The sequence below is a fragment of the Campylobacter concisus ATCC 51562 genome, assembly GCF_000466745.1.
GTDB classification, from domain to species: domain Bacteria; phylum Campylobacterota; class Campylobacteria; order Campylobacterales; family Campylobacteraceae; genus Campylobacter_A; species Campylobacter_A concisus_B.
In genome coordinates this window covers 45,967-58,458 of the sequence record NZ_ANNI01000008.1, presented here as the reverse complement: position 1 = coordinate 58,458, position 12,492 = coordinate 45,967, and the positions used below count along the sequence as shown (strand labels likewise).

Here is a 12,492-nt window from a genome sequence, read left to right as displayed (position 1 = left end):
GGATTAGTTCCTATTTAGGCAGTTTAAGTCGCTAAAAGCAGTCTGAAGACGCTTAACCATGCTCTCCTCGCCACTTCTTAGCCATTTCCTTGGATCGTAGTATTTTTTATTTGGCTTATCATCGCCCTCTGGGTTGCCGATCTGACCTTGTAAGTATGCTCTATTTTTGGCCTCATACTCACGCACGCCGTCCCAGAAAGCCCACTGCGTATCGGTGTCAATGTTCATCTTGATAACGCCGTAGCTAACAGCATTTTTGATATCTTTTAGCTCGCTGCCACTTCCGCCGTGAAATACAAAATTTACTGGCTTGTCGCTTTTTGTGTTAAATTTCTTAGCGACATAGGCTTGTGAGTTTTTAAGAATTTCTGGTCTTAGCACGACATTGCCCGGTTTATAGACACCATGAACGTTGCCAAAACTAGCTGCGATACTAAATTTATCGCTTATTTTGCTTAGTCTTTCATAAGCAAGTGCGACATCTTCTGGCTGAGTGTAAAGAAGCGCATTATCAACGCTTGTATTATCCACGCCATCTTCTTCGCCACCAGTGACGCCTAGCTCGATCTCAAGGCTGATGCCAAGCTCGCTAAGCTCTTTTAGATACTTCTCGCACGTGCTTAAATTTTCGTTGATATTCTCTTCGCTAAGATCAAGCATGTGAGAGCTAAAAAGTGGCACGCCGTGAGTTTTTTTATACTCATGGCTTGCTTTTACTAACTCATCTATCCAAGGTAAGAGCTTTCTAGCAGCGTGGTCAGTGTGTAAAATGACTGGCACGCCATAAGCCTGGGCAAGTAAATGAACGTGCTTTGCTCCAGCGATCGCACCAAGAACGGCTGCGTTTTCGCAGGCTTTACCAGCGTAAAAACCTGCACCGCCATTACTAAACTGAACGATAACAGGCGAGTTAGCAACCTTTGCCGCTTCTAAAACAGCATTTACTGAGTCGCTGCCTACGACATTTACAGCAGGTATTGCAAAACCTTGCTCTTTGGCATAAGCATAAAGTTTTGTTACATCATCTCCGCTTAAAACACCAGGTTTTACGATATCTAAAACGCCCATTTTATCCTCCAAATTTTACTTATATTCTATCTTCGCTTTTTGGCGTAGAGCTTCACTTTTTTGTCTAACAGCAGCTTGGAATTTCTCCATTTTTACAGCTTGCTCGATCTCTGCTTTTGCTTGCTCAAAGCTTACAGTGCCAGCAGCTTTGCCATCTTCTTTTAAGATAACATGGTAGCCAAACTGAGTTTTAACTGGCTTAGTTGAAACTGTGCCATTAGCCATTGAAAATGCTGCGTCTGCAAAAGGTTTTACCATTTGGCTTTGACCAAACCAGCCAAGCTCGCCACCGTGTGCTGCTGAGCCTTTGTCGATTGATTTTTGGCTTGCTAGCTCTGCAAATTTCTTAGTTAGCGCCTCGCCTTTTAAATTTTTAAGTTGAGCGATGATGTCGTTTGCTGTTTTTTCATCTTCAACTAAGATATGTCTTGCTCTTGCTTGAGCTGGTTGGTTCATGCTAGCTTTGTTTTTATTGTAAAAATCTTTTAGTTCGTTATCACTTACTTTTATGCCATCAAAAAGCTTTCTCATATAAAGCTCAACCGCGATACCTTCTTGCGCTGCTTTTACAGCTTTGATGTACTCTACATCTTTTTCGATACCGCTTGACTTAGCATCTTTTAAAAGAAGTTTTCTATTTATTAGATCGTCGATAATACGTTTTTTCTCATTTGGTTGAAGCTTGCTAGCATCAAATCCTGGCATGGCTGCTGATAAAAGGCTTGAAATATCGCTATCGCTTATAGCATCACCATCAACTGTTGCAACTACTGCTGCATTTAGAGTAACAGCTGCCGCTAAACTTAAAACTGCTGGAAACAAAAATTTTTTCATATAAATCCTTTAAAAAATTGATTTTATGGGCAAGATTATATCAAATAAAGCGATAACTTTTCATTTAACTTAAGAAAATAAGATAAAATACGAAAATGAGAACAAAAAAAGATATTTTAGAGATAAAAAGAAGACTTTTAGAAGAGTTTAAAGACGCCAAAAGCGAGCTTAAATTTAGAAATTTATATGAACTTCTTGTCTGCGTCATGCTCTCAGCCCAGTGCACCGACAAAAGAGTAAATTTAATAACTCCAGCTTTATTTGAAGCATATAAAGATGTCTATGAGCTAGCTAGCGCAAATTTAGCAAGCCTAAAACTAATGATAAATTCGTGCAGCTTTTTTAATAACAAAGCGGTAAATTTAATCAAAATGGCAAACAGCGTGGTTGAGCTTTATAATGGAGAAATTCCGCTTGATGAAGAGAAGCTAAAAGCGCTTGCTGGAGTTGGACAAAAGACCGCTCATGTCGTGCTTTTAGAAGCTACAAATGCAAATGTTATGGCTGTTGATACACACGTTTTTAGAGTGGCACACAGACTTGATCTTAGTCATGCAAAAACACCAGAAGCTACTGAAGCTGATCTTAGCCACGCCTTTAAAACAGATCTTGGTAAGCTTCATCAAGCCATGGTGCTCTTTGGACGTTACACCTGTAAAGCCAAAAAGCCGCTTTGCCATGAGTGTATATTAAATGATCTTTGCAACAGCAAGGACAAGATTATTTAATTTTCTCAAGCTTTGCTAGAAAATTTTTAGCATCTATGAAACCGATAGTTCTAAGAAATTTTAGCTCATCTCCGCCACTAAATAACAAGAGTGCAGGCGGATCAATAAGCCCAAAATTTCTTAGCATCTCATCATTTTGTGATCCACCATTTGTTACATCGATACGAATAAGTGCAAAATTTGCCAAAGCATTCATAACGTCAATATCTTTAAAAGTGATCTTTTCTATCTCTTTGCAGCTTACACACCAATCAGCATAAAAATCTACTAAAACGGGCTTGTTTGAGTTTTTTATTATCTCATTTAGTTCATCTAAATTTTTAACGGAATTAAATTTTAATGCACTATCACTTTTTGCCAATTTTAGTCCAGAAAGTGGAGAGAAAGCCTCCTTTGAGCCCAAAAATGAACCAACTATTAGCATAACCGAATATATAAAAACTAGGATAAAAAACGCTTTTTTAAACTTAGCCCAGCTTTGCTCTGCTACTTCAAATGCCCCAAAATAAACTGCCATAAAAACGCCTATAATGCCATATCCTAATAGCTCAAAAAATTCTCCAAGTACACGTGCAAGGATCCAAACCGCCATGATGAGCATCAAAAAACCAAAGAATTTTTTCACTTCATCCATCCAACTACCAGGTTTTGGCAAGAACTTTCCAGAGCTTAGCCCGATAATAAGTAGTGGCACGCCCATGCCAAGCCCCATGACAAAAAGCATAATGCCACCATAAAAGATATTTCCGCTTTGAGCGATATAAAGAAGTGCGCCAGCTAATGGTGCTGCTACGCAAGGTGATACGATGAGAGCTGAGGCAAAACCCATAATAAAAATTCCAACATAGCCTGAACTATTTTGCGATTTTTTACTTATCAAATTTTCAAATTTTGCTGGCAATTTTATATCATAAAATCCAAACATGCTAAAGCTTAAAATGACAAAAATGGCCGCAAAAGTGCCAAGTACATAGATATTTTGCAAAGCTCCTGCGATGCCAAAGCCAAGTAGGCTAGCTGCCACTCCAGCTAGTGCATAAGCTAGGCTCATCGCGACAACATAGATAAATGATAGTAAAAAGCCTTTTTTTGCATTTAAATTAGCACCCTTTGAGACGATTATGCTTGAAAGTATCGGTATCATCGGAAAGACGCAAGGTGTTAGTGAAAGCAAGAGACCATAACCAAAAAAAGTAAGAAGCGAGATAAAGAAATTTTTATCTCCAAGCCCATTTGCAATATCTTGCTCGCTAGAAAATTCTTCAGCAAAGCTATCGGTATCGTTTTTTTGCTCTTTTTTAAAAGTAGCGATGCTAAATTTTCCAGCTTGGTCAGTTATCTCATAAATTCTGCTTTGTGGACGGTAGCAAATGCCGTTTTTAGCACAGCCTTGATAGTTAATGTCAAGTATTGCTTTGCCATTTGAAAGATTTTCTTTTACTAAATTTAATGGGATAAAAATCGAAAAATCTTTTGGATAAATTTCATATTCTCCCGTATTTTCACTACTTGGCAAATTTAATAGCTCATTTATCTTTTTGCCAGCTAGCTTAATCTCAAAACTCTCTTTATAAAGATAGATATTTTCACCAAAGTTAAACTTCACTTCAACATTTTGACTATCAACGCTTGGGGTTAAAACAAAGGCTTTGCTAACATCTAAAACCTCGGCAAAAAGCGAGCCTACAAATAAAATAATCGAAAAAAGAAATTTTAAAAACATACTAATCCTTGCTAAATTAAAAAAGATGATTTTAGTCTAAATTCCTAAATTTATTCTATTTTATTGTAAAATCGTGAAAATATGTGAAATTTTAAAGGAGCAAAGATGTCAAAAGACAAAAAACACCAAAAAAGTGAGAAACTTGGCTACGAGGAAGAGCTTAGACTGCTTCAAATTGAACTTTTAAAATTTCAAAATTACGTAAAAGAAAAAGGCCTTAGAGTACTTATGTTAATGGAAGGGCGCGACGCAGCCGGTAAAGGAGGAACGATAAAACGCCTAACTGAGCATCTAAATCCAAGAGGTTGCCGTATAGTAGCGCTTGCTAAGCCAAGTGATGTCGAAAAAACGCAGTGGTATTTTCAAAGATATGTGACTCATCTGCCAAGTGCCGGAGAGATCGTGATCTTTGATAGAAGCTGGTACAATAGAGCTGGTGTTGAGCCAGTGATGGGCTTTTGCACGCAAGAAGAGCATAAGGAATTTTTACGTGAAGTGCCAAAATTTGAAGAGATGATCATAAACTCTGGCATAATTTTCTTTAAAATTTATCTATCAATCACAAAAGATGAGCAGAAAAAACGCTTCAAAGAGAGACAAAATGATCCGTTAAAGCAGTTTAAAATTTCACCCGTTGATCAAAAAGCACAAGAACTTTGGGATCAATACTCTATCGCTAAATATTCTATGCTTCTTGCCTCTCACAATAGCATTTCACCATGGGTCATCGTCTCAAGCGATAACAAAAAAGAAGCTAGGCTAAATGTCTTTAAATTTATCCTAAGTCACGTTGAATATCCAAAAAAGATAAATGACTACTTGGAATTTGACAAAAACGTCGTAAGAGACGGAAGTGAAGAGATAAAACGCATAGAAGAAGGGCTAAATAAAGATAAGTTAAAGAGTATCGATTAAAGAATTTTTAACTTCTAGCTAGCGATTTGCTTAGATTTGCTAGCTAAACTTTAAGCCCACCACATTACTTTTGCTAAAACGACCATTATCAGGCAAAGCACTAGAGCTATTAAATGTGAAAATTTACCAAATGGATCAGGCTTTTTTAAAATAACTACATTAAAAACAGAGATAAAAGTTACAAGGCACATTATGAGTAAAACAAAAATTTTTACAAGTAGTAGCTTTTGAAAGTTGCTTTGCCACCAGCCAAGCTCGCCTCCAAAATAGTCTTTTGCCATATAAGCGCCACTTATTAAAAGCAATAAAAATACTGTGCCAAATACCTTTGCGCTGCCTTTTGTATAGGCTTTTTTAACTATTTCAAGGGTTTTAGCATCAACCGTTTTTTTAGCAAACGGATATATGCAAACATCGAAAAATACATATCCTATAAATACAATGGCACAAATTAAATGAGTAATCAAAAAAAATAAATACATTTTTCACCTTTTTGCTTGGCATTATATAAATTTTAACTATTTAAACTGCTTATTTTGAATCAATTTTAAGAATTTATGAAGATAAATTTATAAAAGAGCAAGGCAAGCGCCCTGCTCTAGGAGTTTTACTCGACTTCAGCGTCTATGACGTCGTCGTCTTTTTTGTTATTTCCGCCGTTTGCACCAGCGTTTTCATCTTTTTTATACATAGCTTCTGCTAGTTTGTGGCTGGCCTTGCTTAGAGCTTCTACTTTTGCATCGATTTGCTCTTTTGAAGAATTTTCATCTTTTAAGACCTCTTTTAGGTCGTTTAGTGCAGCTTCGATGTTACTTCTATCTTCAGCTGGGACTTTCTCGCCAAGCTCGCTCATGCTCTTTTCAGTTTGATGAACTAGTGCGTCAGCCTGGTTTCTAGCTTCGACTGCGTCTTTACGTTTTTTGTCCTCTTCTTTATGAAGCTCAGCATCTTTTACCATATTGTTTATCTCTTCTTCGCTTAAGCCACTTGATCCAGAGATGGTGATGTTTTGGGCTTTGCCAGTTGCTTTATCTTTTGCTGAAACAGTTAAAATTCCGTTTGCGTCAATGTCAAACTCAACTTCGATTTGAGGAACACCTCTTGGAGCTGCTGGGATGCCCTCTAAGTTGAAGTTACCAAGTGATTTATTATCCCTTGCAAACTCACGCTCGCCTTGTAAAACCATGATAGTAACGGCACTTTGGTTATCTTCAGCAGTTGAGAAAACTTGGCTTTTTTTAGTTGGTATGGTTGTACCTTTTTCGATGATCTTAGTCATTACGCCACCAAGTGTCTCGATACCAAGGCTAAGTGGAGTTACGTCAAGAAGTAGCACATCTTTAACGTCGCCTTTTATAACAGCGCCTTGGATAGCAGCACCGATAGCCACGACTTCGTCAGGGTTTACACTCTTATTTAGCTCTTTACCAAATGCCTTTTTAACCTCTTCTTGAACTAGTGGCACACGAGTTGAACCACCGACCATTACGACCTCTTTGATGTCACTTTTATTTAAACCAGCGTCTTTTGTTACCTCGTTTATCTTAGTGATAGTCTCGCCCACAAGTGAGTCGATCATGCCCTCAAATTTAGCACGAGTTAGCTTTTTAACAAGGTGTTTTGGACCAGTTGCATCAGCTGTGATAAATGGTAAATTTATCTCAGTCTCTTGAGCTGAGCTTAGCTCTTTTTTAGCATTTTCAGCAGCTTCTTTTAAGCGTTGAAGTGCCATGATATCGCCTTTTAGATCGATGCCATTTTCATTTTTAAACTCGCTTACTAGCCAGTCAATTATCTTGTTATCAAAGTCATCGCCGCCCAAGAATGCGTTACCGCCAGTTGCCAAAACTTCAACGATATTATCACCAGTTTCTAGCACTGTAACGTCAAACGTACCACCACCTAGGTCGTAAACTAAAATTTTCTCAGCCTCTTTTTTATCAAGACCATAAGCAAGTGCTGCAGCTGTTGGCTCATTGATGATGCGAAGTACGTTTAGTCCTGCGATCGTTCCAGCCTCTTTTGTAGCTTTTCTTTGGCTATCGTTAAAGTAAGCTGGCACTGTGATAACCGCATCTGTTACCTTCTCGCCAAGATATGCTTCAGCATCTTCTTTTAGTTTGATAAGAATTTTTGCTGAAATTTCTTGCGGAGTATAGACCTTACCAGCGATCTCAACCGCGCAAGCACCGTTTCTATCTACGACATGATATGGCAAGCGAGCCTTTGCCTCTTCAGCATTTTTTTCATTACTCATCAAACCCATGATACGTTTGATAGAATATATCGTTTTTTCAGGGTTTGTAACTGCTTGACGTTTTGCAACGTCACCTACTAGAATTTCACCCTTGTCTGTGAAAGCAACAACTGATGGAGTTGTGTTTTTGCCCTCTTTGTTTGGGATAACCTTGCTCTCGCCGCGCTCAAAAACGCTCACACAAGAGTTTGTTGTACCTAAGTCTATACCTATAACTTTTGACATATTTTTCCTTTTTATTAGATTTTATTTTTATAAATTTAGTTTGCCACACTGACCATAGCTGGGCGCAAGACCCTACCATTTATCATATAGCCTTTTTGCAAAGCTTGCACGATTTGACCACTCTGCTTCTCCTCGCTATCGACCCTTAAAACAGCATTATGCACGCTTGGATCAAACTCGGTATCAGTTGGTATCTCGCTTACGCCATGCTTTTCAAAGCACTTTTTAAACTGATTTATAGTTATCAAAATGCCCTCTTTGATCTTTTTGGCAAATTCATCATCCTCTGGATCAAAATTTGCAGCGATCTCAAGAGCATCGATGACCGGTAGCAAATCCCTAGCAAATTTCTCATTTGCATAGTTTGCAACGTCCGTTTTCTCTTTTTCATAACGCTTTTTGATATTTTCAAACTCAGCATTTGCTCTATAATATTTATCAGTTATCTCCCCAAGCTCTTTTTCAAGTTTTTCAATCTTTGAAATATCGCCAAGCGCGTCCAAATTTACACTATCATTAGCTAGTTCTTGCACAGGCTCAACCTCAGGTAGGTTTTGCTCTTTTACCTCTTCGCTCACGCAGCCTCCTTTATTAGATTTATAAATTTCACATAGTCAGTATAAATACTGCCAGCACAGACCATCTGTGCTTCGTTACCAAGATAGTTCGCACTAAATTTAAGTCCCATAAAATTTTCATCAAACATAGGAGAAAATGTAAGTTTTTCATCCATTTGCAGACTAAAACTTGGGTCAAAAACCATCTTAAAACGTCTATCCTTAAACATATCAAAGGCTAAAATTTCATTTTCTTGGAAGTAAATTTTAGTCCTTTTAAGCTCTCTTATTTTGCTTTTTAGTTCGCTTAAACCAACTTGAGAGCAGATAAGCTCAAGCTTGTTTAAACTAACTCCAGCAAGATTACTTAAAAATTTATACATCCTAGCATCAAATTTAATAACGATCTCATCTTCACCAAAATTTAAGATCATATATCTATCATTTAAATTTAAAATTTCTAGCAATTCATTATCGATTGTGCCAAAAATCATGCAGTAAAGCTCAAATTCATCGCATAGCTTCTTCAGTATTTCGGCATCATTTATCTCTAAGTTTATATCACTTATAGCAAAAATTTCACTCCAATATCTTCTCATCGCAGCAATTGTCGGTATCCGACCGCCACTTATATGAAGCTTGGTGATCTCGCCTTCGTCTGAAAGCTTTTTGAAATAAACGCGTATCGTAGAAGCCGGAATAGCCGCGCTCATACGAGAGCCAAGCTCGTTTGAACCAATAGGCATATTATCTTGTAAATAAGCCTTGATGATAGAATTTAGTATCAAATCACGTTTATTTGTTTTACTCACTTTTAGCACTCTTTCTTTTTAATTGCTAAGCGGATTATACAACTTTAGTTTATCAATGTCAAGTATTTAAGTTAAAATAATTTATTTATATATATTTAGTCTATATAACTAAGCTTTTTTAATATTAATTGCATAAGCCTTTCCGAAAATAAAATTACAAAAAAAACAATTAAACAAACTTAAAAGTCTTTTATATTACCTCTATGTTCTAATATTTTTATACGTTTTTACGTATTAATATAATGTTTTATAGTATAATATATAATATATTTTAATTTATTTATACGTATTACTATTATTTATATATTATTTTATGTATATTTAATAAAATAATCCGTATAATACTTTAATGATTGAAACAAGTGATATATTTAATTTACTTCATAATGCAGTTGAGGCAAAAAATATCGGTAAGAAAATTTCACAAGCAAAAATGGCAAAAGAGCTTGGTGTACCAATGAGAACATATCAAGATTGGAGGCTTGGCAACTCAAAGCCACAAGCTGCTACTGCAGTTTGTAAGCTACTATGTGAGCTTGACGATGATGAAATATTATTTGTTATCAATAAGATGAGAAAGTTGTTAGGAAAATAGATGGAAAATTTGACACAAAAAGAGAGAATAGACCTTGAGAGCGTATTTGCAGCTATCTGCACTAAGAAAGAGCCTAAATTTTTAGGTTTCTATAAAGACTTTTACTCGAGTGCGATTTTGAAATTTTACGTAGTTAAAGACAGAATTAAAAAAATAAAAATCAAGAAAAATTAGTTTTATATTATTTGAGTAGAAAAATATTTTCTACTGCATTTAAAGATTAATAATTTAGATAAATTCTCCTTAAATATTGACTTTATTTAAGGAGAATTTGCCGACTTATTTCTTACCAAATTTAGCAAGCGCTCTTTGGTAGTCCTCTTCGCTATCGATGCCGATACTTTGACTTTCAACCTCTAGCATCGCTATCTTTTTGCCATTTTCTAGGGCACGCAACTGCTCGAGCTTCTCGGTGTTTTCAAGGCTTGAAGGCAAGAGGCCACAAAACTCATTTAGGCTCTTTACGCTGTATCCGTAGATGCCAAGGTGCGCCTTGTAGCTTTTGCACTCGCTTCTGTTAAATGGTATCCTTGATCTTGAAAAATAAAGCGCATAGCCCTCAAAATCAGTCACCACTTTGACCAAATTTTTATCATCCGCAAACTCATCGTCCATCTTTTTATAACAAGAAAACATAAAGGCTTTCTCTTTATTTTGCTCGCAAAATGCCCTAAATTTAGCGATATTTTCAGGCTCGATAAATGGCTCATCAGCCTGAACATTTATGATGATCTCGCTCTCACTTAGTCCCAAAATTTGCGCCGCTTCGTTTATCCTATCAGTGCCACTTTGATGATCTTTGCTAGTTAGCACCGCTTTTATGCCGTGAGCCTTGGCGATATCAAGCACGCTTGGCTCATCCACCGCAACCGCCACATCGTCCACGCCGCTTACTCTAAGAGCCGTCGCCACAAACATCGGCACGCCGTTTATCTCTTTTAAAATTTTATTACTAAACCTTGTTGAGGCAAGGCGAGCTGGGATGATTATCATCGCTCGATCCATTCTAGGACGCACTTTTCAATCTCGTCTTCTTTTATGATGTTTTTATGTAAAATTTTCGCGCTAAATAGCGAGTTTATCGAGCTTGGCACGATGTCATTTAAAATTTTAGCGGTCTTTGCGAGCGCATCTTTTTCATCTTTTGTATCTTTGATCTGGCATGCTTTGATCATGCTTGGCGTAAATTTCACCCAGTGCGCGGTCGATGTGATGACGTTTATGCGGCCAGCATCCACCATCTTAAAGCAAGTAGCCGTATGCGGATCGATCGCGTAGCCGTCCTTTGCGAGCTTTGCGATGTATGCCTCGCACTCTTTATCGTCGCACCAGCTAGCCTCAAAGTCCTCTTGTAGCGCTTCAAGCTCTTGCTTGCTAAGCTTATAAAATTTATTTTTAGCTAGGCTTTGCATAAGCTCATTAGCTCTAACACTGCCAAATTTATCAAATAGCAAGCGCTCGACGTTTGAGCTTATTAAAATGTCCATGGCTGGGCTTATCGTCTTAACCAGCTTTTTGTCTCTTAGGTCGTAAACGCCAGTGGTGAAAAACTGTGTCAAGATGTTGTTTGCGTTTGAGGCGATCTTGATCTTGCCGATCTTTGCGCCCATTTTTTTAGCGTAATACGCCCCAAGAGCGTTGCCAAAATTTCCACTTGGCACGATGATGTCAAAGCTCTCGTTTGCCTTAAGCGCCTTTTGTTTTAGCAAATTTGCGTAGGCGTAGGCGTGATAGATGATCTGAAAGAGAATTCTGCCAAAATTTACCGAGTTTGCCGCGCTTAGCTTAAGGCGCTTTTTCTTAAGCTCGGCCTTAAATTTATCATTTGCGAGCAGCGTTTTTAGTGCTCTTTGAGCGTCGTCAAAGTCGCCTTTTATGCCAAAAACCTTTAAATTTTCACCCTGCATGGTCTGCATTTGTAGTTTTTGTACCTCGCTCGTGCCGCCATCTGGATAGAGGCAGACGACCTTTATATTTTCATCATTTGCAAAGGTTTGAAGTGTCGCAGGTCCAGTGTCGCCGCTAGTTGCGCACATGATAAGGTATCTTTCACCCCTCTCTTTGGCTAGCTGGCTAAGCAGCGAGCCAAAAGGCTGAAGCGCCATATCCTTAAACGCCCTTGTTGGGCCGTGATAGAGCTCATTTACGTATAAATTTTTATCTATTTTTTTAAAAATGACTGGGTGCTTTGGATCATCAAAGCTTGCATATCTTTTGACCGCCTTTTTGAAAAAAGCCTCAGATACATCAAATTTAAATAGAGAGATGATATGAAGTGCGAGTTTCTCGTAGCTTAATTGTGAGAGCTCTTGCCACTTTGGTTTTGTTATTTTTGGAAGCTTTTTTGGCGCGTAAAGTCCGCCATGAGCGGAGCTTGGGCTAAGCATGGCTGTGCTTAAATTTACATTTTTTACCTTTTCATCTTTCACGCTTCTAGTTGGTGTTAGTCTCATTTTTTGCCTTTTTTAGTTGATTTTTTTATCCAAATTTCATATTTTTTAAATATCTCTTTTGGCTTAAGTGCCAAAATTTCTGGGGTTTCGTAGCTGTGGTGCTTTTTTATAAATTTAGCTACTTTTTTAAATTTCACGTCCGTTTTTATGAGTAAAATTTGCTCTTTTTCATCACAAAGCTTCTCTTGCCAAAGATAAATGCTCTTTGCGCTAAAGCTACTCACGCAAGCTGCAAAGCCCTTTTTCACGAGCTTTTTGCTTAGTTTTTTCGCCTCTTTTTTCTTTGCGACTGAGGTGATTAAAATTCTCATTTTGATCTAAATTT

14 protein-coding genes are annotated in these 12,492 nt (G+C 37.5%); 4 read left to right on the top strand and 10 right to left on the bottom strand.

Annotated features, from left to right (window positions below; translation table 11 throughout):
• Window positions 1-3 precede the first annotated feature (3 nt).
• Complete coding sequence (gene fbaA / locus ATCC51562_RS06785) at window positions 4-1,068, bottom strand: class II fructose-bisphosphate aldolase (protein ID WP_021091432.1); 1,065 nt, start codon at window positions 1,066-1,068, stop codon at window positions 4-6.
• A gap of 15 nt (window positions 1,069-1,083) precedes the next feature.
• Window positions 1,084-1,902: a peptidylprolyl isomerase gene (locus ATCC51562_RS06780; RefSeq protein ID WP_021091475.1), complete on the bottom strand. Its 819-nt coding sequence runs from the start codon at window positions 1,900-1,902 to the stop codon at window positions 1,084-1,086.
• Window positions 1,903-1,997: 95 nt separating this feature from the next.
• Here ATCC51562_RS06780 and nth point away from each other — a divergent pair, with 95 nt between their 5' ends.
• Window positions 1,998-2,630, top strand: a complete 633-nt coding sequence (gene nth / locus ATCC51562_RS06775) for an endonuclease III (RefSeq protein ID WP_021091542.1) — start codon at window positions 1,998-2,000, stop codon at window positions 2,628-2,630.
• On the opposite strand, the gene dsbD is transcribed toward nth, so the two are convergent.
• Window positions 2,623-4,353, bottom strand: coding sequence for a protein-disulfide reductase DsbD (gene dsbD, locus ATCC51562_RS06770; protein ID WP_021091433.1), 1,731 nt, complete (start codon window positions 4,351-4,353; stop codon window positions 2,623-2,625). The genes nth and dsbD overlap by 8 nt on opposite strands.
• Window positions 4,354-4,458: 105 nt before the next feature.
• Between dsbD and ppk2 the strand changes: the two genes are divergently transcribed.
• Window positions 4,459-5,268 (top strand): polyphosphate kinase 2, encoded by an 810-nt coding sequence (ppk2, locus tag ATCC51562_RS06765; RefSeq protein WP_021091543.1) that lies wholly within the window; start codon window positions 4,459-4,461, stop codon window positions 5,266-5,268.
• A 50-nt stretch (window positions 5,269-5,318) separates the two neighbouring features.
• On the opposite strand, the gene ATCC51562_RS06760 is transcribed toward ppk2, so the two are convergent.
• The 4 genes from ATCC51562_RS06760 to ATCC51562_RS06745 all read right to left on the bottom strand — a co-directional run bounded on the left by ATCC51562_RS06760 (window position 5,319) and on the right by ATCC51562_RS06745 (window position 9,119).
• Window positions 5,319-5,750: a hypothetical protein gene (locus ATCC51562_RS06760; protein WP_021091448.1), complete on the bottom strand. Its 432-nt coding sequence runs from the start codon at window positions 5,748-5,750 to the stop codon at window positions 5,319-5,321.
• A 125-nt stretch (window positions 5,751-5,875) separates the two neighbouring features.
• Window positions 5,876-7,750, bottom strand: a complete 1,875-nt coding sequence (gene dnaK, locus ATCC51562_RS06755) for a molecular chaperone DnaK (RefSeq protein WP_021091424.1) — start codon at window positions 7,748-7,750, stop codon at window positions 5,876-5,878.
• Window positions 7,751-7,785: 35 nt separating this feature from the next.
• Window positions 7,786-8,328 (bottom strand): nucleotide exchange factor GrpE, encoded by a 543-nt coding sequence (grpE, locus tag ATCC51562_RS06750; RefSeq protein WP_021091438.1) that lies wholly within the window; start codon window positions 8,326-8,328, stop codon window positions 7,786-7,788.
• Window positions 8,325-9,119, bottom strand: a complete 795-nt coding sequence (locus tag ATCC51562_RS06745) for an HrcA family transcriptional regulator (protein WP_035167535.1) — start codon at window positions 9,117-9,119, stop codon at window positions 8,325-8,327. The genes grpE and ATCC51562_RS06745 overlap by 4 nt, the downstream gene beginning before the upstream one ends.
• 349 nt (window positions 9,120-9,468) lie before the next feature.
• Here ATCC51562_RS06745 and ATCC51562_RS06740 point away from each other — a divergent pair, with 349 nt between their 5' ends.
• Together ATCC51562_RS06740 and ATCC51562_RS09745 are read left to right on the top strand one after the other, a co-directional pair.
• Window positions 9,469-9,714, top strand: coding sequence for a hypothetical protein (locus ATCC51562_RS06740; protein ID WP_021091530.1), 246 nt, complete (start codon window positions 9,469-9,471; stop codon window positions 9,712-9,714).
• Window positions 9,715-9,888 (top strand): hypothetical protein, encoded by a 174-nt coding sequence (locus ATCC51562_RS09745; RefSeq protein ID WP_021091517.1) that lies wholly within the window; start codon window positions 9,715-9,717, stop codon window positions 9,886-9,888.
• Between the two features lie 105 nt (window positions 9,889-9,993).
• Here ATCC51562_RS09745 and kdsB read toward each other — a convergent pair whose 3' ends face one another.
• Genes kdsB through cutA form a run of 3 tightly spaced genes read right to left on the bottom strand, consistent with a single transcriptional unit; the run spans window position 9,994 to window position 12,478 of the window.
• A complete protein-coding gene (kdsB, locus tag ATCC51562_RS06735) occupies window positions 9,994-10,707 on the bottom strand; it encodes a 3-deoxy-manno-octulosonate cytidylyltransferase (protein WP_021091451.1) in 714 nt (237 codons plus the stop codon).
• Complete coding sequence (gene thrC, locus ATCC51562_RS06730; protein WP_035167523.1) at window positions 10,704-12,167, bottom strand: threonine synthase; 1,464 nt, start codon at window positions 12,165-12,167, stop codon at window positions 10,704-10,706. Before thrC ends, kdsB begins: the two co-directional genes overlap by 4 nt.
• Window positions 12,164-12,478, bottom strand: coding sequence for a divalent cation tolerance protein CutA (gene cutA / locus ATCC51562_RS10000; protein ID WP_035167521.1), 315 nt, complete (start codon window positions 12,476-12,478; stop codon window positions 12,164-12,166). The genes thrC and cutA overlap by 4 nt, the downstream gene beginning before the upstream one ends.
• Between the last annotated feature and the right edge of the window lie 14 nt (window positions 12,479-12,492).

Bases quoted from the DNA above. Each gene is read 5' to 3' on its own strand.
- ATCC51562_RS06780 (WP_021091475.1), bottom strand. From the start codon at position 1,902: ATGAAAAAATTTTTGTTTCCAGCAGTTTTAAGTTTAGCGGCAGCTGTT.
- thrC (WP_035167523.1), bottom strand. From the start codon at position 12,167: ATGAGACTAACACCAACTAGAAGCGTGAAAGATGAAAAGGTAAAAAAT.
- dsbD (WP_021091433.1), bottom strand. From the start codon at position 4,353: ATGTTTTTAAAATTTCTTTTTTCGATTATTTTATTTGTAGGCTCGCTT.
- dnaK (WP_021091424.1), bottom strand. From the start codon at position 7,750: ATGTCAAAAGTTATAGGTATAGACTTAGGTACAACAAACTCTTGTGTG.
- cutA (WP_035167521.1), bottom strand. From the start codon at position 12,478: ATGAGAATTTTAATCACCTCAGTCGCAAAGAAAAAAGAGGCGAAAAAA.
- nth (WP_021091542.1), top strand. From the start codon at position 1,998: ATGAGAACAAAAAAAGATATTTTAGAGATAAAAAGAAGACTTTTAGAA.
- fbaA (WP_021091432.1), bottom strand. From the start codon at position 1,068: ATGGGCGTTTTAGATATCGTAAAACCTGGTGTTTTAAGCGGAGATGAT.
- ATCC51562_RS06740 (WP_021091530.1), top strand. From the start codon at position 9,469: ATGATTGAAACAAGTGATATATTTAATTTACTTCATAATGCAGTTGAG.
- ATCC51562_RS09745 (WP_021091517.1), top strand. From the start codon at position 9,715: ATGGAAAATTTGACACAAAAAGAGAGAATAGACCTTGAGAGCGTATTT.
- kdsB (WP_021091451.1), bottom strand. From the start codon at position 10,707: ATGATAATCATCCCAGCTCGCCTTGCCTCAACAAGGTTTAGTAATAAA.
- ATCC51562_RS06760 (WP_021091448.1), bottom strand. From the start codon at position 5,750: ATGTATTTATTTTTTTTGATTACTCATTTAATTTGTGCCATTGTATTT.
- ppk2 (WP_021091543.1), top strand. From the start codon at position 4,459: ATGTCAAAAGACAAAAAACACCAAAAAAGTGAGAAACTTGGCTACGAG.